The organism is Rhizobium skierniewicense, assembly GCF_014196515.1.
Lineage (GTDB): Bacteria > Pseudomonadota > Alphaproteobacteria > Rhizobiales > Rhizobiaceae > Agrobacterium > Agrobacterium skierniewicense.
Genome location: NZ_JACIDV010000005.1, coordinates 254828 through 275317 on the forward strand (window position 1 = coordinate 254828; position 20490 = coordinate 275317).

The window sequence follows — 20490 nt, forward strand, 5'->3', positions numbered from 1 at the left end:
TCAAACGATTGAAGGCTTTGGCCCGCCATGAACGTTCAAAATTTCTGGAACCAATGCCTCATCCATCTGCATGGCTTGTGCACAGTCGCCAAGCCATTTGACATCACGAATGGCATCGACTGCACTCTCATAGGCGCGATCCACCGTCTCGCCGTAGGCAAGACGGGCTTTTTTCCAAGATGACGGCGGAATATCACCCCAGCGTGAGATCATCATCGACAGATCGATAATATCACGGCTGCGCACAGCGCGGTCAGGCCAACGGTCAGCGTTTGCAAGCAGCTTTTCCGCAAACATGTCGCTCCGCGCCAAGACTGGAATGCCATAGCGCTCGTCCATGGCGCCAGATAACGCGATACGCGCTTCACGAACGATTTCGAACTTTATCCTGACATCGCCGGCCTGAACGAATGTGCGTATCCCATATTGATCACTTTGAAGATCACGCAGCGCGCTAACTTTGGCACCAGGCTTGGTCAACGCTGTAAAACCATCAACCCATACCGACTCACGCAGTTTTCGATATCCTTTTTGCGATGAGCAGAGAAAATCGACATCCACGCTCTCACGGTATTCATCGAGCTCGAGTGCAATTGCAGTGCCGCCTCCAAAATAGCAATCAGCCTCCCTGAACAATGCGCCGTTCAACGCATGAAGAACCGCCAAGACTGCATTGTGGTGCGGACGGCGAAACAGAAGCAATTGTTAAGCCGCCACGAGCAATGGCCCGTGCTCCTTTATAAGGTCTTGCAGCAAAGCCATTTCCTCCGTCGTCAGCACGTCTTGATCCACAAACCGCCAGTTCCGTTCGTAGAGGGAAAATGCCTCTCCGCTGTCCAGAACCACGTCGTCGGCACGGTTCCAGCAGAGCGTTCTTAGCTGTGGATATTGATTGACCTGAACCTGCATCGGACGGCCTCCTCTTCAGAAGATATATACGCGATGCTCCTCAATCTTTCCAGTCCGCCGACGATCATGCATTGCGCACAACGTTTTGCTCACCAAAACGGGAACCTAGTCCCCCTTTCTGCGTTCAATGCAACACATTGCATGGGGGACGATTCAATGGCGCAAAATGTGACTCAACCCGACGACTCCGCTGAGCCGCAAACCGAACTCAAACGCGTCATCGGCCCAGGGCTTTTGCTGCTGTTCATCGTGGGCGATATCCTCGGCACGGGCATCTATGCGCTGACCGGTCAGGTAGCAGCAGAGGTCGGTGGCGTTGTCTGGCTGCCTTTCCTCATCGCCTTCGGCGTCGCGCTTCTGACTGCCTGCTCATATCTCGAATTGGTGACGAAATATCCGAAAGCAGCAGGTGCCGCACTGTATACGCACAAGGCGTTCGGCGTGCATTTCATCACATTTCTCGTCGCCTTTACCGTCATGTCGTCGGGTGTGACATCCGCCTCCACCGCCTCGCGCGCCTTCGCCGCCAACTTCACGACGGTGACGGGCTTTGATTTCGGCGCTTTCGGTGTCACCGGCGTTGCCATCACCTTCATCGCCGCCATCGCGCTCATCAATTTCCGGGGCGTCGGGGAAAGCGTGAAGATGAATGTTGTCCTGACCATCGTTGAACTGACCGGCCTTCTCATCATCATCGGCATTGGCTTCTGGGCCATCGGCAACGGCCAGGGCGATGTATCACGCGTCTGGACCTTCGAGCCTGCGGGAGATCACGGCGTTATCTGGTCAGTGGTTGCGGCCACGACGCTCGCCTTCTTCGCCATGGTCGGCTTCGAGGACTCAGTCAATATGGCCGAGGAATGCAAGCAGCCCTCGCGCATCTTCCCGAAGGTGCTGCTGGGCGGCCTCGTAATCACCGGCATCATCTACATTCTGGTCGCGATATCGGCCATCACCCTCGTCTCGGCGTCCGACCTTGGTGAAGGTGAAACACCACTGCTGAAGGTCGTCGCCGCTGGCGCACCGAACTTCCCTATCGGCATTTTCGGCATCATCACCATGTTTGCCGTCGCCAATTCCGCGCTCATCAACATGATGATGGCCAGCCGCCTGATCTATGGCATGAGCCGCGAAGGCGTGCTGCCCGCAGCGCTGGGCAAAGTCCACAAGGGCCGCCAGACACCCTACGTCGCCATTGTCTTCACCTCGATCATCGCCATCGGCCTCATCGCCTTTGCAGGCGGCGTCCCGGCACTCGGCGGCACCACCGCGCTGCTTCTGCTCGGCGTGTTCACCATCGTGAACATCGCGGTTCTCGTGCTTCGCAAGGACAAGGTTGCCCACAAACACTTCCGCACGCCGACCATCCTGCCGATCATCGGCGCCATCAGCTGCTTCTTCCTCGTCGGCCCATGGACGGGGCGAGACATGGTGCAGTACTCGATTGCGGGCGTGTTATTGCTGATCGGCGTAGCGCTGTGGGCGGCAACGGTTGGGTTCATGAAGATGCAGCAGAAGGCGGCTTGAAATCAGCGGTTGCGGTGTCAACCTTTGGAAAAACATTCGGCTCAGGGTAAAGTGAAACGACGCATGGATTTCTGCACCATTTGGTGCTAGATATATCTCATAAACCCGTGCCACTTCTGAGCAGGATGCTGATATGCGGTCAACGATCAATCTTGATGACACCCTTCTGGATCGGGCAAAATCACTGACGGGCACGAACGAAACAGCTGCCCTGGTTCGGCAGGCATTGGAGACGCTGATCCGGATCGAATCCGGCAAGCGCCTCATTGCGCTCGGAAGTTCAATGCCTCACGCGGAGGCAGCCCCCCGCCGCCGGGGCGATACGACGAAGTGATACTGGTAGACACGTCCATCTGGATTGATCATTTTCGTCACCATGATGACGAATTACGGAAGATCATCGAGGCGGATAACCTTCTCTGTCACCCCGCCATCATTGGCGAGCTGGGGCTCGGCAGTCTTCGCAACCGCAATGATGTGATAACGTTTTTGGCTGCCCAACAAGAGGTACTCGTCGCGACCCACGATGAAGTCATGGTCATGATCGACCGGCATTCGCTCTTCAGCATGGGTATTGGCTACACCGACGCAAACCTGCTTGCATCGACGCTGATTGACACCAGAGCCGTCTTGTGGACCAGAGACAAGCGATTGGCGGCTGCGGCACAAAAAGCGGGCGCAGCACTGTACAAACCCAAAACTTCATCCAATTAGGCCTCAAGCATCCCGCGCGCCCTCGTCCAGCAATCCGAACACATACTCCGCAAACGAGCGCCAGCATTCCACCCGGAACGTATCGTCCGTCACGCGCAAAAGCACAACTTCGGCCTTGCCGAACAGCGTGCGCGAGCAAGCACCAACCGGGAATGCTGCAAGCGACAGATCCTGCGGGCAGCCCGCGTTCAACGTGGCTTCCGCGCCATCCCCCGAAACGGTGATGGCCACGTTGCGGTGGGAGACGTCGGTGGCGGAATGAGGGGCGGAGACGGTCGCGCAGGCGTCCATCAGGTTGCTCTCGCCCTGATCGATCACCAGCCATTCGTCCGGCCCGAGCCAGAGCGCAGCCCGCAAGGCTGATGTGGTGGAGGTTTTCGGGGTCTGCGGCAGACTGATATCAAGCGCTTGCGAAAGCTCGGTCACCGCATCCGCCTTGGCCCGCAGCGACAGCCGGTAAGCGGGTGCCGCGACCTTGATGGAGACATTTGCGGAGCCAGCGCGGGCGCCGTCCAGAACCAGTGTACGGTTTGCCAGATCAGCCATTGATGCGGCCTCCTTCCTTGTCGAAGAACACCATGTCCGTCACCTCCACTGCAATCGTCTTGTCGGCCAGCGGAATGTAAAGCGTTTCGCCCATCCGCGCCCGGCCCCCGGCCACCAGCCCGAAGGCGATGGAACGGCCGAGATTTTCCGACCAGTAGGATGATGTGACGTGCCCCAGCATCGTCATCGGCTTCGGCTGGTTCGGATCGGCCACGATCTGCCCGCCCTCTTCCGGCACGTCATGCGGATTTTTCGGCAACAGGCCCACCAGTTGCTTGCGGCCATCGCGCACCAAATCCGGGCGCTGAAGCCCGCGAATACCGACGAAATCCGTCTTCTTCCTGGAAACCGCCCAGCCAAGCCCCGCATCGTCAGGGGTCATCGTGCCGTCGGTGTCCTGACCGACGATGATATAGCCCTTTTCGGCCCGCAGAATATGCATGGTTTCGGTGCCATAGAGGCAACCGCCGACGGCTTGCGCGCGCTCCGCAATCTCTTTCCAGACGGTAGGGCCGAAATCCGCGGGCACGTTGATTTCGAAACCCAGTTCGCCCGTAAACGATACGCGGAACAGCCGTGTCGCCACGCCGCAGATCGTACCCTCGGCAATCGCCATATGCGGGAAGGCTTCAGGCGAAAGATCGATGCCCTCCACAAGCGGCGCAATCACCTCACGCGCCTTGGGCCCCTGCACGGCAATCACAGCCCATTGTTCGGTGGCCGATGTCAGCCAGACGTTGAGATCAGGGAATTCCGTCTGGAGATAGTCTTCCATGTGCTGCAACACGCGCGGCGCACCGCCTGTTGTCGTCGTCACATGGAAACGGTCTTCCGCCAAGCGTCCCACCACGCCGTCATCGTAAACGAAACCGTCTTCGCGGGTCATGATGCCGTAGCGGCAGCGGCCGGGTTTCAGCGTATCCCAGGCATTGGTGTAAAGCAGGTTGAGGAACTTGGCCGCATCAGGCCCGACAACCTCGATCTTGCCCAGTGTTGACGCATCGAAAACGCCCACCGCTGCGCGCACCGTCCTGCATTCGCGGTTCACCGCCTGGTGCATGTCTTCACCGGCGCGCGGATAGAACCATGCGCGCTTCCAGTTGCCCACGTCTTCGAAGGCGGCACCTGCCGCCTCTTCCAGTGCATGCATCGGCGTCTTACGGGCGGGGTCGAACAGCGTGCCGCGGGAATGCCCCACCAGCGTGCCGAAAGTGACAGGCGTATAGGGCGCACGAAATGTCGTCAGCCCTACCTTCGGCAGATCACGACCCAACGTTTCGGAGGCGATGGCCAGACCATGCATGTTGGACATCTTGCCCTGGTCCGACGCCATACCATTGGTGGTAAAGCGCTTGATATGCTCGATAGAATGCATGCCTTCGCGCACCGCAAGGCGGATATCCTTGGCGCAGACATCATGCTGGAAGTCGATGAAGGCTTTGACATTGTCGCCTTCGCCCGCCCCTTCGCCAGCGCCAATCATTCCACCGGTCCAGGCATGCGCATTGTGGCCGGAAAACTCCACCGTGCCGCCGCCAGCGGCAGCAGCCTCGGCAATCAGGGCACCCAGATCATCCGTGCCATTACAGGCACCGACGGAGATGCAATCCTGCACATGCACATCGGGGAGAAAACGCTGGTTCTCAGCATCATATGTCAGCTTGCCACGTGATTGCGAGAACAGATGCACAGACGGCGTCCAGCCCGCTGACACCACCAGCGCATCGACCTTGATCTTGCGTTTGGAAGACCCGCCATTGCGCCCGACGGTGATGGAGGACACGCGCAAACGCCCCAACGTATTGTAAACACTGTGGCCAGCGAGCACCTCGATACCCAGCGCCCGCGCCTCGTCCAGAAGCTTCGCGTCCGGGTTGGTGCGGCAATCCACGATAGCGGCAATCGTCACACCTGCCCGCTTCAGATCGAATGCGGTTTCATAGGCGCTGTCATGGGCGGTATAGACACCCACAGTGTGACCCACCGTCACGCCGTAATGGTTGAGATAGGTGCGCGCCGCCGATGCCAGCATGATGCCCGGCCGGTCATTATTGGCAAACACCATGTGCCGCTCGATAGCACCCGTGGCCAGCACCACCTTTTTCGCCCGCACCTGCCACAGCCGCTCGCGCGGCGCATGTCCCGGTGTCGCCAGATGGTCGGTCACGCGCTCTGCCAGCGCTATGAAATTATGATTGTAGTAGCCGAACACGGTGGTACGCGTCAGCACCTCAACATTCGGCATGGCCTTCAACTCGGCGAGCACCTTCTGCGCCCACTCATAGCCGTTGATACCGTCGATGGTCGTGCCGGTATCGAAGCGAAGCGCGCCGCCAACCTCTCGATTTTCATCTGCCAGCATGACTTTGGCACCGGTTTTTGCTGCGGCAAGTGCCGCCGTCAACCCGGCGACGCCACCACCTGCCACCAGAACGTCGCAATGGGCATAACGGCTGGCGTATTGGTCTGCGTCACCTTCCTTGGGCGCGTTGCCCAGCCCAGCGGCACGGCGGATGATCGGCTCATAGAGTTTGTCCCACGCAGCCTTGGGCCACATGAAGGTCTTGTAGTAAAATCCCGCCACGAACAGCGGCGACAGGAAATCATTGACGGCACCGACATCGAAGGACAGCGATGGAAACCGGTTCTGCGAAGACACGATCGCCCCGTCGAACACTTCCTGCACCGTGGCGCGCACATTCGGCTGTTTGCGGCTGCTATCGCGTGACACGTCAATCAGCGCATTCGGCTCTTCAGGACCGGCGGAGAGAAACCCACGCGGACGGTGATATTTGAACGAGCGGCCGATCAGATGCACACCATTCGCCAGCAGCGCAGAGGACACCGTGTCACCCTGAAGCGCCGTGTAGATTTTGCCGTCGAAGGTAAAGCGCGCCGTGCGCGCCGGTGTCAGGCGGCCAGCGCCCTTGATGCGATAGGCGCCGCTCATCGGGCTGCTCCTTCATGTCCAGCGAGAATGGTGGCCTCATCCGGCTTCGGCTCGCCTGCCTTGTAGGTTAGGTGGATTTTGTCGGTCACCGAGTGGCGCGCCGCATTGAAGAAACGCCCACAGCCATGAATGTGCCGCCAGCGCTCGAACACCATGCCCTTGTCATTGTCGCGCATGAAGAAATATTCGGCGAATTCCTCGTCGGAAATGGCCGAAATATTTTCAGGCCGCGCAATATGCGCCTCCCCAGCCCAGCGGAACTCCAGCTCGGAACGCTCTTCTTCACAATAGGGACAACGGATCAGCAGCATGTTTTGCCTCAAAGAGAGCTTTCCGGAACGACCGTTCCGGCGGGTTGGTCACACAGGCGCTTTCCCATGGTGATGTAGGGAGATAGCCTGCCTATCAGGTCTTCAAAATTGGCATAGGGCCGGAATGCATCCCCGCGCCCGATATTGATCAACGCCATCGCCATGACATTGGTGTTTAGGTTGATCGCGAACACGTTCTCGCCGGGTGCACCCTTGGGCACGAAATAGACCAGACGCTCTCCCCCGCCCGGCACGCAGGACAGAAAACCCTCATCGGCCACAAAAGGCCAATTCGTCTCGCCCTGCGCTTTGCGGATCGTCTGCATACGCACGTCCTTGGCCTGCGGCATAAAGCCGTCGGCTCTCGCCGCACTCGCCGCAAAAACAGCAGCAAGAAGCGCGACCGCCCTTTTCAATGCGCCACCGCCGCCGCCGCCGCCTCATCGATTAGCCGTCCCGAACGGAACCGGTCCAGGTTGAGGCCTTCCGCCAGCTTGTGCGGCTCTCCGCGCGCGATGAGGTGCGCAAACAGATGCGCCGACCCGGGTGTCGCCTTGAACCCGCCCGTGCCCCAGCCGCAATTGAGGAACAGGTTCGGCACCGGCGTCACGCTCTGAATGGCGGAACGGTCCGGCGTATTGTCGGTAATGCCACCCCATTGGCGCATCATCTTCACGCGGCGGAAAATCGGGAACAGCTCGCAAATCGCATCCAGCGTGTGGGTAATGATCTGCAGACCACCGGTCTGGGAATAGGAATTATATTGGTCCGTCCCCGCACCAATCACCAGCTCTCCCTTGTCGGATTGCGAGATATAGGCATGCACCGTGTTGGACATCACCACGCAGGGGAAAATCGGCTTGAGCGGCTCCGACACCAGCGCCTGCAACGGATTGGAGGCCAGCGGTACCCGCACATCCGCCATCTTCATGACGACAGAGGAATGCCCCGCCGCCGAAACGCCGATCTTCTTGGCGCCGATAAAGCCGCGATTGGTCTCCACCCCCGTCACCGCTCCATCAGGCCCGCGCCGGATGGCGGTCACCTCGCAGTTCTGGATCACGTGAACGCCACGATCGGATGCCGCACGCGCATAACCCCAGTTCACGGCATCATGGCGCGCCGTGCCGCCCCGACGCTGCAAGGCCGCGCCGTTGATGGCGTAACGCGCATTGGCGGAAATATCGAGCGGTGGACAATAGGCCTTCGCCTGCTCCGGCGTCAGCCATTCATTGTCTATACCATAAAGACGGTTAGCATTGATGTGGCGCTTGAAAGACTGCTGGTCATGCACATTATGCGACAACATCATCACGCCGCGTGCCGAATACATCACATTATAATTGAGATCCTGACTTAAGCCTTCCCACAGCTTCAGGGAATGCTCGTAGATGTCCATGCTCTCTTCATAGAGATAATTGGAGCGGATAATGGTGGTGTTGCGCCCGCTGTTGCCGCCGCCGATCCAGCCTTTTTCCAGCACCGCAATATTGGTAATGCCGTGCTCCTTGGCCAGATAGTAAGCAGCACCCAGTCCATGCCCGCCACCACCGATAATGATGACATCGTATTCCTTGCGTCGTTCGGGGGAAGCCCACTGCGCATCCCAGCCCTTGTGCCCGCGCAAAGCCTCGCGAGCGACAGCGAAAACCGAATATTTGCGCATGGACGAACCACTCCTCAGATGACCGGATCACAGCTGCCGGCGTAAGTCAGAACATGACAAATCAATAAGCACAGTCATGTCCATTTTGCGACGCCGCGACAGACAGTATCGACATTGCAAGAAAGCCATGTCGAAAGGAGCCCGTAACCTCTTCACGCGTGTTACACGACAATCGTGGTACACCACGTCAGCGCTGCGGCAAATGACACGGCATCTGACATGGACCTGGACGATCGTTGATCAAGGTGGATCCATCTCGAAAACGCTCGGCAATCTCACCAGCAACCAGGGGTCAATGCCACAATTGACGGATGAGACCCCTAAAAACATGCGTTTCCCTCGGTGCATTTGCGTTAACGGCTGGACTTCGCAAAAATGATCTGATATTGCCCTTCACCAATCGCGCGGCCAAACGGCCAACCGAACGATTTTTTGTTTGCTTGCGAATGCCACTATTCACACGGCAAAATAACCAACCAAAGGAACGGGATTCACGTGCAGGTACTAGTCCGCGACAACAACGTTGATCAGGCGCTTCGCGCTCTTAAGAAGAAGATGCAGCGCGAAGGCATTTTCCGCGAAATGAAGATGCGTGATTTCTACGAGAAGCCTTCCCAGAAGCGCGCTCGCGAAAAGGCTGAGGCCGTTCGCCGCGTTCGCAAGCTGGCACGCAAGCGCATGCAGCGCGAAGGTCTGATTGCTGGTCCGCGCGCTCCGGCTCGCTGATAGGTCGTCTTTTAGACGTTTTTGTATGCTTATGGGGCGGGGGCGATTTTTTCGCCGCCGCTCTTTGAGTTTATGGCCATGGAACGGGCTTGCTAGAGGGAACCCAAATCGCATGAACGCTGTTGATCCCCGTGATTTTAGAAATCCGTTTTCAAGCGGTGTATCCCAGAGAGACAAAATGCGGTTTCGTTCTTCCCTGATCGTCTGTGGCCTTGTCGCCGCTTTGTCCGGCTGCGCCACCACCACGCAAACGAATGACGTTTTCCAGCTCGATCGCGCGCAGGGCTCGGCTGAAAACATCACATCGCTGACGTCCGTCATCAACGCCAATCCGCAAGATCCCGAAGGCTACAACGTCCGTGGCTCAGCTTACGGTCGCGCTGGCGATTCCAAGCGCGCCATCGCCGATTTCGAGCGCGCATTGCAGCTCAATCCGCGATTCTACCAGGCCTATGCCAACCGAGCGCTCGTCTACCGCAACAGCGGCCAGCAGAGCCAAGCGCTTCAGGATTACAACAGCGCGCTCCAGATCAACCCAAGCTATGATGTAGCGTTGATCGGTCGCGGTAATCTGTATCGCCAGACGGGCCGCGTCAACGAAGCCTTCAACGACTTCTCTGCCGCCATCAATCTGGATACGACAGACGGCCGCGCATGGCACAATCGCGGCCTGATCTATCAGTTGCGCAACCAGCACACACAGGCCATCGAGGACTTCTCGAAAGCCATCTCGTTGTCACCGAACTCGCCGGAGCCCTACAATGGTCGCGGCATCTCGTATGTCGCGCTGAATGACGACGAAAACGCCTTCGCCGACTTCAACCACGCGATTGCGCTCGATGGAAATCTGGCCGAGTCCTGGGCGAACCAGGCGCTGGTCTACGAGCGCCGTGGCGAAAAAGACAAGGCCGCCAAGTCCTATGGCCACGCCGCCCGTCTTGACCCCAAATACAAGCCCGCCGTGGATGGCCTTGCCCGCACACGCGGCGCCAGCGCTTCCTAAGCCGCATCGCTGCCATTTGATAGAAAAGCCGGACCCAGTCCGGCTTTTCGTTTTGACTTCCACTATGGCGTTTTCAACAGGCAACCGACCTCATTGCATTCAGCTTCGTGTCAGCCTGGCGTTCTACTCCTTCGTGCATCAACGAGGAGAGATCATAACCATGAAACACATCCGTTACACACTCGCCGCCGCCGCCGTTCTCATGATGGCATCGCAAAGCTTTGCCGCGACCACCATCAAGGTCACAGAAGGCGGTGAAGGTGGTGGACCGATGACGTTGATGCTGGACAAATCGACCATCACCGCCGGCGAGACGACATTTCTGGTTCACAATGACGCAATGTCGGAAGACCATGAAATGGTCTTGGTAAAACTGAAGTCGCCGGACCAGAAGCTCGAAGTCGTTGCGGGCAAGAACCGCATCGATGAGAAGAAGCTGAAAAGCATGGGCGAGGTTTCCGATCTGAAACCCGGTGCCAATGGCACGTTGAAAGCCAAGCTCTCGCCAGGCTCCTATGTGCTTTTGTGCAACATCAAGGGTCACTACCAGGCCGGAATGCACGCCACCCTCACCGTCACGAAATAAGCATCGTGACCAGTCACGTGGGCCGTCTCTGCTCCATGAGGGCAGAGCGGACCCGCTGTGCCCGAGCGGTGGTGATTCCGTCTTCTCGCGACCATCTGTTCACCTTGTCGGCCATGAGCGTGATCGAACCCTTGTACCGGCAAGGCCACTCATGCCATGAGAATACCATTCCGTGGAGAATGGTAGATGACAAAGACTATATTAGCCGCACGGCTTTGGACCCATCTGGCGTTTGCGGCGTCCCTGTTGGCAAGCAGCGTGGCCAGCGCCACACCTGTGCTGGTCGTTGATACGGCAACACGCCAGGTGCTCTATCAGGAAGATGCCGGCGTGCCCTGGTATCCGGCCTCCACCACCAAGCTCATGACCGCACTCGTCGTTTTTGAAGCCCTGCGATCCGGACAGGTGACGCTGGCCACGCCGGTCATGATGACGCGCAACGCGACGAAACAGGCCTTTCTGGAATCGGGCCTGACCTTTGGGCGGACCATGACGCTCGAAGACGCCCTGTTTGCCGCCCTCACCGCCTCCGCCAACGATGTCGCCGTGGCACTGGCCGAAGCCGTCGCACCCGATGAGGCCGCCTTCGTTCAACGCATGAACGCGCAGGCCGTGCGCCTTGGCATGACGGGAACGCATTTTGCCAGCCCCAACGGCCTGTTCAACAAGACGAATTATTCGACAGCCCGCGACCTTGCGATCCTCGGCATGGAAATCGACAAGACATTTCCCGACTATGCGCGCTTCTTTCAGGGCTCGGCCGTCATCATCGACGGCAAGGAGGTCAAATCCAACAATGCTTTGCTGACCCGTTTCAGCGGCACCGTCGGCATGAAGACCGGCTTCCTCTGCGCTTCCGGCCGAAACTATGTCGGCCTTGCCACCCGCAATGGAAAACGCATCATGGTCGTGATGATGGGGGCGACGACGGAACGCGAACGCGACGAACGCGCCGCCCAATTCCTGACGCAGGCCTTTAACGGTCAATTGCCCCCGTCCGGCCCGGTAGACGCAATCCAGAACCGCCCGGATGTTGCCCCGCAGGACATGCGCATTCGCCTGTGTACGGACAAGAGCATTCCTTACGAAGCGGAACGCGAAGCGCTTTATCCCATGGGCCTGCCGGGCCACGAATCCTTCCTGACCGACCAGATTCCTGGACAGGTCCGCACCATCTCCACCTGGCAAAGCGAAACCGCAAACGACGACGTTCCACTCCCCACGCCCCGACCTTCCCAGCCATAGAAAACCGTGAGGTTCCAACGCCTGATACGGTGCAAAGGAGAGAAGGGTCAGGCGTCCAGCTCCTTCACTCGACCTCCTTCACCGACCCGGTCGGAAACGTCACATCGGCAAAATCAGGATAAACCTGGCGCAAGGCCGAGATCTGGCTTTCGTCGTCGACCCGCAAGAGGTACCAGTCCTTACCATCGATGATCGCCAGAGTTTCCGAATTCGCTTCCATTTTGACGCCCTTGATCTCCATGAGTGTCATGCTGGGGACCAGGGCATAGGGAACGCCGGTCGGGGTCTGCCTGAAAGCGATATTCTTTTCGTCCATCTCGAATTTGAGAAATGTGACCGTTGCCATGATGGTCTGCAATTCCGCCGTCAGCACACTGCGGACTTGCGCGTCCGGAACGCCTGCGCGTTGGGCGACGAAATGTATGATTCGAGGGGGAACTGTCTCGCTGATTTTTGCCAGATCGTGACGCTTCATCGCCGTCTCGTACCCCGCAATCTCCACATGAAGCGTCATCAATTCGAAATCTGTCAGATCACGCGCCGAAGATGGGCCTGCAATACACATGATGAAAAAAGAATATATCAGCGCCCTCATCGGCATCCTTCCCTTGACTGTCATTTGAAGATGAAACCCAAAGCTCATCACTCGCGCCTGTCGGCAATGTATCCGCCAGTCTGCCTGCGCCACAGCTGGGCATAAAGTCCGCCTTGTTCGAGAAGAGCCGCCGGTGCGCCCTCCTCCACGATCTGCCCTTTGTCGAGCACGATGATCCGGTTCATCCGCGAGATGGTCGAAAGGCGGTGGGCGATGGCGATCACCGTTTTGCCCGCCATCAGCACATCGAGCTTATCCTGAATGGCGGCTTCCGATTCACTGTCGAGCGCAGACGTCGCCTCATCCAGAATGAGGATCGGCGCGTCCTTCAAAAGCACGCGCGCAATGGCCACACGCTGGCGCTGGCCACCCGAAAGCTTGACGCCCCGGTCACCAACAAAGGCCTCGTAGCCACGGCGCCCTTCGCTGTCGGTCAAATCGGCGATAAATCCTTCCGCCTGTGCTGCCCGCGCTGCCGCCTCGATCGCCTCGAACGAGGCGTCCGGCTTGCCATAGTGAATATTGTCGCCAACCGACCGGTGCAGCAGCGACACATCCTGTGAGATGACACCAATATTTTCGCGGAGGCTACCTTGCGTCACGGAGCGGATGCTCTGGCCATCAATCAGAATGTCACCGGCATTCACGTCGTAAAACCGTAACAACAGGTTGACCAGAGTTGTCTTGCCAGCACCGGAAAGACCCACAAGACCGACCTTTTCACCGGCCCCGACCGTCAAGGTCAAATTATCGATCACCGTCTTGTCGGGGCGATAACTGAAATGGACCTTATCGAAGCAAATCTCGCCTCGCTGCACACGGAGCGGCTGTGCATCCTTCGCATCGATAACGGTCGGTGGCGTCGTCATCACCGGCATCGCGTCACGAATGGTGCCAATTGCCTGAAAGATTTGCTGTCCCATATCGAGGAAGGCACGGGCATTTCCAGAAAGCCGCTGGGTGAGATAGATGGAGCCTGCAAACTGGCCGGTGGTGACAAAGCCGTCGACCATGCCCCAGAACCCGATGGCCAGCATGGCGATCCAGAGACAGACACTGAGAAGAAGGACGTTGGACCGTGTGGTCAGATAGACCCGCCGCTCCTTGTGCTGGGTTTCGATGACATTGCCAAACACCTTGCGCAACATTCCCGCTTCACTGTCTTCAGCCGCGAATTGCTTGACCATCTGTATGTTGCCGTAGAGATCGGTCATCGAGCCCACCAGAAGGCTACGCTGCTTGGCCGAGCGCCGACTCAGTTCTGAAAATTTCGGAACGGCGCGAACGGCAATCACAATGCTGAAGATGATCCAGATGAGGACAGGCACCGCCAGCGGCCATGCAACGCTACCAAGCAAGAAAAGCGAACCGATGAATTGCATCAGGAAAAACGGGATGGAGTAGAAGCCCACCACAACCTGTTGCTGCACAGCCGAGGCGACCTGCGACAGACGTGAGGCAACCTGCCCGGCAAACAGGTCATGAAAAAAGCGCATATCCTGACGCTCAACCGACTTGTGCCCTTGCCATTGGATTGCTGCGGGCATGCCGACCCCAAGTGCTTGCGACGACAGCGTATTGGTCAGGAATGCGAGGACCGGCTGCACGGGAAACAGCAGGAAAACCATGATCGCCAAAAGCGGCCACTCATTGTCCAGAAATGGTCTCGCACCCTGCGCCGTCACGCCATCCACGATGCTCGAAAAGCTCCAGATCAGAAAAAGGTTGGTCGCCTCCATCAACATCGCGAACAGCGAGACCGCAATCAGCACCCCACGAAACATCCGCACGAAATGCATCAAAAGATGAAACGGCCCCTGCGAAGGTAGTGGCGTATAGGGAATATCAAGCGGACGGATCAACCCTTCGAACGGGCGATAGACGAAGTCTGAAAAAGCCATGGTACCCGACAGAAAAACTGAAAAGGAAAGGCGACAGCATCGAGAATCGCCAGGATTTAACCATGGATTGCTTCCCCAGACAAAATTTTATCTGAGATTGCACGACATAATGGAAACTTGCAGAGATCACACCGCACGACGAAGGGGTGAAAGACAGAAGCCTTTCACGATCCCGATCAACAAGGTCGAAAAGGATTAGCTGAGCAGGACGAAACCGGCCGCTGTCAGAATGACGAATACGAGAAGCCCGCCGAAAAAGCCGCCAGTCGTGAAGAAGCCCACGGCCATGGCGAGCATGAGGACACACACCATCATCGTGCCGTATTTCGAGGCAGCCAGAAAACCGTTATAGGTCTTTTCGTGCTCGGAATAGTTCATCGGCGCGCCCACTTCGAGTGGACCATTGTGATGCTCGCTCATGCCATTTCCCCTTCAATCATACGATGCTGAACGCCTCGTGCCCCGCCACAAGGGCAGCCTCACCGTGGCGCTAAGAACATCGAACCAACTCCACCACCAGACGTAACATGAAGTTTGCAAAACACGCAATCCACTCACCCCACAAGGTTCAAAGATATCGGAAACCCTTGTGAGCAACACCAGCACGAAAAATCCGATCGTTAGACCAATAGACAATGACTGGATGCTGTAAAACTCTGCCGCGCCATGGTGTCCCAGCCAAAAGCAGTGCAACATGCTAATAATTGATGTACCACCAAAATAGCATTCAGCAGTGTGGGTGTGATGCGATGCGGTTGCATTTGGCAAAATGCGCTCTAAGAGAAAAAAGGCTTTGATCGAGCCATTTCATGAAGATGCAAAACAAGAGGGTGGACGGCTAAACGTCGATTGAACGACGAGCCGCAAGCATAAGGAGGAGGGGAAATGAAATTTTTACTCGTGCTCAGCGCGACCGTAGACAAAGTTACGGAAGCCATCGGGAAATCTGTTTCATGGTTGTTGCTGGCCGCAATCTTGATCAGCGCCACCAACGCCGTGGTTCGCAAGGCTTTCAATGTGTCGTCAAACGCCTGGCTTGAAATCCAGTGGTATCTCTATGGTACCGTTTTCATGATGGCCGCAGCCTATGCATTGCTGAAAAACGAGCATGTTCGCATCGACGTTCTCTCGGCAAACTGGTCGAAACGCACGCGCGATCTTGTCGATCTGGTGTTGCACATCCTGTTCCTCGTCCCGTTTGCAGCCTTGATGACCTATCTGGCCTGGCCATGGTTCTGGTCGTCTTTTCTATCAGCAGAAGTCTCGTCCAATGCCGGCGGCCTGCCCATCTGGCCAGCCAAACTTGTCGTGCTGCTCGGCTTCGGACTTCTCCTCATCCAGGCATTCTCGGAGATCATCAAGCGATATGCGGTGCTGACCGGGCGGATCCAGGACCCGCGAGAGATAGAGGATAGCAGCGGCAAACCAGAAACAGCGGGGAACTGACATGATCGATTTTATCGCTCACAACCTGCCACTGGTCATGTTCAGCAGCGTCATGCTGATGTTGCTGCTCGGTTATCCCGTTGCTTTTACCCTGGCCGCCGGTGGATTGATCTACTTCGCCATCGGTGTGGAGCTCTCCTGGATTTCACCTGAAATCAGATTGTTCTGGCCCCTGCTGCAATCCCACCCGGAACGCATTTACGGCATCATGTACAATGATACCCTACTGTCGATCCCGTTCTTCACCTTTATGGGCATCATTCTGGAACGGTCACGCATGGCGGAAGACCTGCTTGACACGATAGGGCAGCTGTTCGGCCCAATCCGGGGCGGCCTTGCCTATGCCGTCATCCTAGTGGGCGCGCTGCTGGGTGCAACGACGGGCGTGGTTGCCGCGTCCGTCATGGCAATGGGCCTGATTTCGCTGCCGATCATGATGCGCTATGGCTACAATCGGCCTCTGGTTGCCGGCACGATTGCCGCCTCCGGTACACTGGCGCAGATCGTGCCACCTTCGCTGGTCCTGATCGTGATGGCTGACCAGCTCGGTCGCTCGGTGGGGGATATGTATGTCGGCGCGCTCTATCCGGCACTGCTGATCATTGCCTCCTACTGCCTGTATATCTTCGCCGTTTCAATGTTCCGTCCCGCCATGGTTCCCGCTCTTCCCATCGAAGCGCGCACACTCGGAAACGGGGTAACATCGCTGATCGTCATGATCGCCTCTGCCTGCGCCCTGTATTTTCTGGGAATGCATGTGCTGTTTGCGGGAATTTCCAGCCCCGAATGGCAACTGGTGGCAGCGCTCGCCTTTGCGGTCTTTGTCGTCTATGGCTTGGCCCTTGCCAACAATGTCTACAAGCTGAACATCATCTCAAGACTGGCGGAACAGGTCATTATCGTCCTCGTACCGCCACTTGCACTGATTTTTCTGGTCCTCGGCACCATTTTCCTCGGCATCGCAACCCCCACGGAAGGCGGTGCCATGGGCGCCACCGGTGCGCTGTTGCTTGCCCTGGCCAAAAGACGGCTGTCGATCGGCATCATCAAAAACGCTCTGGATGCAACGACGAAACTGTCCGCTTTCGTCATGATGATCCTCATCGGCGCACGCGTCTTCGGCCTGACATTCTACGGCATCAACGGCAATGTCTGGATCGAGGAACTGCTTCTGGCACTGCCGGGCGGCGAATATGGTTTTCTGATCGCCGTCACCATCATCATTTTCATTCTGGGCTGCTTTCTCGATTTCTTCGAGATCGCCTTCATCATGGTGCCGCTGCTGGCACCTGTCGCAGAAAAGCTCGGAATCGATCTCGTCTGGTTCGGTATTATTCTCGGCATAAATCTCCAGACATCGTTCCTGACGCCGCCGTTCGGGTTCTCGCTGTTTTTCCTGCGCTCGATCGCTCCCAAATCGCCTTGGGTCGACAAGGTCACCAAAAGGACCATGCCGGGTGTCAGGACCATGGAAATATACAAGGGTGTTTTCCCCTATATCGTCATCCAGTTCATGATGATCATGGTGGTGATCTTCTTCCCCGGACTGGTCATGCACTACAAGACCGACAATCCGACAGCGGATCCGACCACGATCAAACTGGACATACCTGACAGTTTCGGCACGGGTGGTGGGCTTTCACTGCCACCGCTTGGAGGCGGCAATGGCACCCAGTTGCAGAACGGCCTTGGCTTGCCACCGCTGAACTTCGGAGGGCCGCAACCAACCCAGCCTGCTCCAGCCGCGCCCAATCTCAACGAGCCACCAAAGATCGGCCCGTAAGGCAGAACACTTGTTACGTGTGTTAAAACAGATTATACTGGTGAAGTGGAAGGCAGAGCGCTAACTCTACCTTCCGGTTTACTACCTGCTTAGAAATGTTAGCCGGACAGCTATTGACCAGCCTGTCCGGCTTTTTCTAAACAATAGCGTAATGCTCAGCGGCTTTCGCATCGCATCACCTCCACAGTTGAACAGCAAGGCCGTTGCCAAGGTCGGCGGGGCCTGTCTCCGCCGATACTCCGTCTGGCCCCGGAGTGTGCTGCTTTAGCGCTCAACCATTGCGATCATAGGGTTGAGGATGTATTTGTCGAGTGCCGACAACCATTCGGCGCAAAATAAAACCCGGATCTTTCGATCCGGGTTTGCGATTTTTGCCCAACCCATAACGACGTTCAGAGCTTGCCGTTGCGCTGCTGGATCATCATGAACGTATCGAACGTATATTCGGCGAGCTGCATCCAGAGATATCCTTCGCGCTTGAAGGCGACCTGATCTTCGTAGACCTTCTTGAAATCGGGATTGACGGCCGAAATCTCGGCATAGACCTCCAGCGCGGCCTTGTAGCAGGCATCGAGAATATCCTGGCTGAACGGTCGCAGCACAGCGCCTTCCGCCACGATCTGCTTGATCGCAGTCGGGTTCTTGGCGTCGTATTTCGCCATCATGTTGGTGTTGGCAAAGGAGCAGGCATCCTTCAATACGGCCTGATAGTGCTTCGGCAGGTTGTTCCACTTGTCCAGATTGACGAAGGAATGGATAACCGGGCCACCTTCCCAGAAGGCTGGGTAATAGTAGTATTTCGCCACTTTCTGGAAGCCCAGCTTGTGGTCGTCGTAGGGGCCGACCCACTCGGCGGCATCGATGGTGCCCTTTTCGAGCGCCGGATAGATGTCACCGCCTGCAATCTGCTGCGGCACCACGCCCAGCTTTTCGACCACCTTGCCGGCCAGGCCAGCAATACGCATCTTCACGCCCTTGAAGTCCTCGACGGTGTTGATCTCCTTGCGGAACCAGCCACCCATCTGCACGCCGGTATTGCCGGAAATCAGGCCGTAGAGATTATGCTTGGCGTAGAATTCGTTGAGCAGCGTGTTGCCATTGCCCTCATAGAACCAGGAATTCGTCAGACGCGCGTTGAGACCGAACGGAATGGCGGTACCGATCGCAAAGGTCGGGTCTTTGCCGACGTAATAATAGGAGCATGTGTGGCACATTTCGACGGTGCCGGATGTAACCGCATCTGCGGCTTGCAGGCCCGGAACAATTTCACCGGCGGCAAAGACCTGAATGTTGAAATTGCCGTCGGTTGCTGCCGCAACATGGCTTGCCACGTCTTGCGCACCGCCAAAAATCGTATCCAGCGATTTCGGGAACGAAGAGGTCAAGCGCCAGGTGATCTTGGTATTCTGCTGGGCAAGGGCCGGTGCTGCGAGAACGGTAGCAGCGGCTGCTCCGGCACCCGAAACGGCACCTTTTTTAATAAACGAACGACGATCCATAAATATCCTCCCAGATACGAATCTTGAAGCCTCCAGCCGAATTCCCCTCCGCTATCAGGCCTGTCGCAAGCAAAGCACGGGTCTGAGATGCTGACAAGCATATCGCTCAAGAATAAGTCCTTCCTAATACTTTAGAATAAAGAGATAAGCGAAAACAGCGGGCGTAAAGCTTGACGAATGCCCCCTTACGACGTCACACTGCATGACATTGACATCGGAGCCATCATGTCCAGACCCATCATCGCCATTCCCGCGGATATCAGGTTTCTTGCTGGTGCGGAATGGCACGCAGCCCAGACGCAGTATCTGTCCGCTGCGCTCAACGTGGCCGGTGTCATGTCCTTCATCATCCCTGCACTCGAAGAGGGCAATGATGTCGACGCCATTCTGGACCGCGTCGATGGCCTGCTCGTTTCCGGCTCCGCGACCAACGTGCACCCCTCGCTGTATGGCGCAGAAGCCAAGGACAGCGACGGCCCGTTCGATCACGCGCGCGATGCGACCAGCCTGCCGCTCATCCGCCGCGCCATCGAACGCGGCATTCCGATGCTCGCCATCTGCCGTGGCATTCAGGAATTGAACGTGGCGCTGGGCGGCACGCTCGCCAGCGAAATTCAGGAACAACCCGGCAACTGGGACCACCGCAAACCCGAAGATGTCGACCGTGACAAGGCCTTTGCCATCCGCCAGCCGGTCTTCATCCGCCAGGGATCGTGCATCGCCCAGCATCTGGGTATGGCAGGCGAAGTCCAGATCAACTCACTCCACCGCCAGGCCATCGCGCAGACGGCACCATCACTTCGGGTGGAAGCAACGGCTGAGGATGGCACCATCGAAGCCGTCTCCGTCATCGACGCGAAAGGCTTCGCTGTCGGCGTACAGTGGCACCCGGAATATTGGGCGCAGACCGACGCGCCATCCCGGGCGCTGTTTGAGGCGTTCGGACGAGCCGTTAGGAAATATCAGGCAGGCAAGATCGAATCCAAGTTCGCGGCGTTCAGCTCTCCCCGTGTGGGAGAGAAGGTGTTTTCCGTATCTTAAGCTTGCTGACGTGTCAGAAATCGCAAGTGAGGGGTGTGCAGC

At 57.4% G+C, this 20490-nt stretch carries 21 protein-coding genes; 10 read left to right on the top strand and 11 right to left on the bottom strand.

Annotation, left to right across the window (positions count from 1 at the left end; genetic code table 11):
- Together GGQ73_RS10180 and GGQ73_RS10185 are read right to left on the bottom strand one after the other, a co-directional pair.
- The gene (locus tag GGQ73_RS10180; RefSeq protein ID WP_210290082.1) at positions 1-702 is read right to left on the bottom strand and encodes a nucleotidyl transferase AbiEii/AbiGii toxin family protein; all 702 of its coding nucleotides are present in this window, start codon (positions 700-702) and stop codon (positions 1-3) included.
- A gap of 3 nt (positions 703-705) precedes the next feature.
- Positions 706-909 (bottom strand): hypothetical protein, encoded by a 204-nt coding sequence (locus GGQ73_RS10185; protein ID WP_183895988.1) that lies wholly within the window; start codon positions 907-909, stop codon positions 706-708.
- 156 nt (positions 910-1065) lie between these two features.
- On the opposite strand from GGQ73_RS10185, the gene GGQ73_RS10190 reads away from it, so the two are divergent.
- From GGQ73_RS10190 to GGQ73_RS10200, 3 genes are all read left to right on the top strand, one after another.
- The gene (locus GGQ73_RS10190) at positions 1066-2436 is read left to right on the top strand and encodes an APC family permease (RefSeq protein ID WP_183895989.1); all 1371 of its coding nucleotides are present in this window, start codon (positions 1066-1068) and stop codon (positions 2434-2436) included.
- Between the two features lie 133 nt (positions 2437-2569).
- Entirely contained in the window at positions 2570-2770 is a 201-nt protein-coding gene (locus tag GGQ73_RS10195) for a type II toxin-antitoxin system VapB family antitoxin (RefSeq protein ID WP_183895990.1), read from the top strand.
- Positions 2767-3150, top strand: a complete 384-nt coding sequence (locus tag GGQ73_RS10200) for a type II toxin-antitoxin system VapC family toxin (protein ID WP_183895991.1) — start codon at positions 2767-2769, stop codon at positions 3148-3150. Before GGQ73_RS10195 ends, GGQ73_RS10200 begins: the two co-directional genes overlap by 4 nt.
- Positions 3151-3153: 3 nt before the next feature.
- Here GGQ73_RS10200 and GGQ73_RS10205 read toward each other — a convergent pair whose 3' ends face one another.
- From GGQ73_RS10205 to GGQ73_RS10225, 5 genes are read right to left on the bottom strand one after another with little or no spacing between them, the layout of a single operon-like run.
- Positions 3154-3696, bottom strand: coding sequence for a sarcosine oxidase subunit gamma (locus GGQ73_RS10205; RefSeq protein WP_183895992.1), 543 nt, complete (start codon positions 3694-3696; stop codon positions 3154-3156).
- Positions 3689-6646 (bottom strand): sarcosine oxidase subunit alpha, encoded by a 2958-nt coding sequence (locus GGQ73_RS10210; protein ID WP_183895993.1) that lies wholly within the window; start codon positions 6644-6646, stop codon positions 3689-3691. The genes GGQ73_RS10205 and GGQ73_RS10210 overlap by 8 nt, the downstream gene beginning before the upstream one ends.
- Entirely contained in the window at positions 6643-6957 is a 315-nt protein-coding gene (locus GGQ73_RS10215; protein WP_183895994.1) for a sarcosine oxidase subunit delta, read from the bottom strand. The genes GGQ73_RS10210 and GGQ73_RS10215 overlap by 4 nt, the downstream gene beginning before the upstream one ends.
- 8 nt (positions 6958-6965) lie before the next feature.
- The gene (locus GGQ73_RS10220) at positions 6966-7373 is read right to left on the bottom strand and encodes a hypothetical protein (protein WP_183895995.1); all 408 of its coding nucleotides are present in this window, start codon (positions 7371-7373) and stop codon (positions 6966-6968) included.
- Positions 7370-8623, bottom strand: a complete 1254-nt coding sequence (locus GGQ73_RS10225; RefSeq protein WP_183895996.1) for a sarcosine oxidase subunit beta family protein — start codon at positions 8621-8623, stop codon at positions 7370-7372. The genes GGQ73_RS10220 and GGQ73_RS10225 overlap by 4 nt, the downstream gene beginning before the upstream one ends.
- Positions 8624-9118: 495 nt before the next feature.
- Between GGQ73_RS10225 and rpsU the strand changes: the two genes are divergently transcribed.
- The 4 genes from rpsU (at position 9119) to GGQ73_RS10245 (ending at position 12183) form a co-directional block, all read left to right on the top strand.
- Positions 9119-9349 (top strand): 30S ribosomal protein S21, encoded by a 231-nt coding sequence (gene rpsU, locus GGQ73_RS23165; RefSeq protein WP_174153952.1) that lies wholly within the window; start codon positions 9119-9121, stop codon positions 9347-9349.
- A 178-nt stretch (positions 9350-9527) separates the two neighbouring features.
- On the top strand, positions 9528-10352 hold the full coding sequence (locus GGQ73_RS10235) for a tetratricopeptide repeat protein (protein ID WP_234910933.1): 825 nt from the start codon (positions 9528-9530) through the stop codon (positions 10350-10352).
- A 160-nt stretch (positions 10353-10512) separates the two neighbouring features.
- Positions 10513-10938, top strand: a complete 426-nt coding sequence (locus tag GGQ73_RS10240; RefSeq protein ID WP_183895998.1) for a sulfocyanin-like copper-binding protein — start codon at positions 10513-10515, stop codon at positions 10936-10938.
- A 186-nt stretch (positions 10939-11124) separates the two neighbouring features.
- The gene (locus GGQ73_RS10245; protein ID WP_183896000.1) at positions 11125-12183 is read left to right on the top strand and encodes a D-alanyl-D-alanine carboxypeptidase family protein; all 1059 of its coding nucleotides are present in this window, start codon (positions 11125-11127) and stop codon (positions 12181-12183) included.
- Between the two features lie 64 nt (positions 12184-12247).
- On the opposite strand, the gene GGQ73_RS10250 is transcribed toward GGQ73_RS10245, so the two are convergent.
- The 3 genes from GGQ73_RS10250 to GGQ73_RS10260 all read right to left on the bottom strand — a co-directional run bounded on the left by GGQ73_RS10250 (position 12248) and on the right by GGQ73_RS10260 (position 15099).
- A complete protein-coding gene (locus GGQ73_RS10250; RefSeq protein ID WP_183896002.1) occupies positions 12248-12778 on the bottom strand; it encodes a hypothetical protein in 531 nt (176 codons plus the stop codon).
- Positions 12779-12825: 47 nt separating this feature from the next.
- The gene (locus GGQ73_RS10255) at positions 12826-14679 is read right to left on the bottom strand and encodes an ABC transporter ATP-binding protein (protein ID WP_183896004.1); all 1854 of its coding nucleotides are present in this window, start codon (positions 14677-14679) and stop codon (positions 12826-12828) included.
- A gap of 195 nt (positions 14680-14874) precedes the next feature.
- Entirely contained in the window at positions 14875-15099 is a 225-nt protein-coding gene (locus GGQ73_RS10260; protein ID WP_174153958.1) for an aa3-type cytochrome c oxidase subunit IV, read from the bottom strand.
- A gap of 465 nt (positions 15100-15564) precedes the next feature.
- Between GGQ73_RS10260 and GGQ73_RS10265 the strand changes: the two genes are divergently transcribed.
- Together GGQ73_RS10265 and GGQ73_RS10270 are read left to right on the top strand one after the other, a co-directional pair.
- Positions 15565-16125 (top strand): TRAP transporter small permease subunit, encoded by a 561-nt coding sequence (locus GGQ73_RS10265; protein ID WP_174153959.1) that lies wholly within the window; start codon positions 15565-15567, stop codon positions 16123-16125.
- A 1-nt stretch (position 16126) separates the two neighbouring features.
- Positions 16127-17908 (top strand): TRAP transporter large permease, encoded by a 1782-nt coding sequence (locus tag GGQ73_RS10270; protein WP_174153960.1) that lies wholly within the window; start codon positions 16127-16129, stop codon positions 17906-17908.
- A gap of 392 nt (positions 17909-18300) precedes the next feature.
- Here GGQ73_RS10270 and GGQ73_RS10275 read toward each other — a convergent pair whose 3' ends face one another.
- Positions 18301-19407, bottom strand: a complete 1107-nt coding sequence (locus tag GGQ73_RS10275) for a TRAP transporter substrate-binding protein (RefSeq protein ID WP_183896006.1) — start codon at positions 19405-19407, stop codon at positions 18301-18303.
- Between the two features lie 225 nt (positions 19408-19632).
- Between GGQ73_RS10275 and GGQ73_RS10280 the strand changes: the two genes are divergently transcribed.
- Positions 19633-20448, top strand: a complete 816-nt coding sequence (locus tag GGQ73_RS10280; RefSeq protein WP_183896008.1) for a gamma-glutamyl-gamma-aminobutyrate hydrolase family protein — start codon at positions 19633-19635, stop codon at positions 20446-20448.
- The last annotated feature ends 42 nt before the right edge of the window (positions 20449-20490 follow it).

Coding starts and splice junctions, on each gene's coding strand:
- GGQ73_RS10245 (WP_183896000.1), top strand. CDS start 11,125: ATGACAAAGACTATATTAGCCGCACGGCTTTGGACCCATCTGGCGTTT.
- GGQ73_RS10235 (WP_234910933.1), top strand. CDS start 9,528: ATGCGGTTTCGTTCTTCCCTGATCGTCTGTGGCCTTGTCGCCGCTTTG.
- GGQ73_RS10265 (WP_174153959.1), top strand. CDS start 15,565: ATGAAATTTTTACTCGTGCTCAGCGCGACCGTAGACAAAGTTACGGAA.
- GGQ73_RS10260 (WP_174153958.1), bottom strand. CDS start 15,099: ATGAGCGAGCATCACAATGGTCCACTCGAAGTGGGCGCGCCGATGAAC.
- GGQ73_RS10280 (WP_183896008.1), top strand. CDS start 19,633: ATGTCCAGACCCATCATCGCCATTCCCGCGGATATCAGGTTTCTTGCT.
- GGQ73_RS10255 (WP_183896004.1), bottom strand. CDS start 14,679: ATGGCTTTTTCAGACTTCGTCTATCGCCCGTTCGAAGGGTTGATCCGT.
- GGQ73_RS10275 (WP_183896006.1), bottom strand. CDS start 19,407: ATGGATCGTCGTTCGTTTATTAAAAAAGGTGCCGTTTCGGGTGCCGGA.
- GGQ73_RS10195 (WP_183895990.1), top strand. CDS start 2,570: ATGCGGTCAACGATCAATCTTGATGACACCCTTCTGGATCGGGCAAAA.
- GGQ73_RS10225 (WP_183895996.1), bottom strand. CDS start 8,623: ATGCGCAAATATTCGGTTTTCGCTGTCGCTCGCGAGGCTTTGCGCGGG.
- GGQ73_RS10250 (WP_183896002.1), bottom strand. CDS start 12,778: ATGAGGGCGCTGATATATTCTTTTTTCATCATGTGTATTGCAGGCCCA.
- GGQ73_RS10185 (WP_183895988.1), bottom strand. CDS start 909: ATGCAGGTTCAGGTCAATCAATATCCACAGCTAAGAACGCTCTGCTGG.
- GGQ73_RS10190 (WP_183895989.1), top strand. CDS start 1,066: ATGGCGCAAAATGTGACTCAACCCGACGACTCCGCTGAGCCGCAAACC.
- GGQ73_RS10270 (WP_174153960.1), top strand. CDS start 16,127: ATGATCGATTTTATCGCTCACAACCTGCCACTGGTCATGTTCAGCAGC.
- GGQ73_RS10215 (WP_183895994.1), bottom strand. CDS start 6,957: ATGCTGCTGATCCGTTGTCCCTATTGTGAAGAAGAGCGTTCCGAGCTG.
- GGQ73_RS10210 (WP_183895993.1), bottom strand. CDS start 6,646: ATGAGCGGCGCCTATCGCATCAAGGGCGCTGGCCGCCTGACACCGGCG.
- GGQ73_RS10240 (WP_183895998.1), top strand. CDS start 10,513: ATGAAACACATCCGTTACACACTCGCCGCCGCCGCCGTTCTCATGATG.
- GGQ73_RS10205 (WP_183895992.1), bottom strand. CDS start 3,696: ATGGCTGATCTGGCAAACCGTACACTGGTTCTGGACGGCGCCCGCGCT.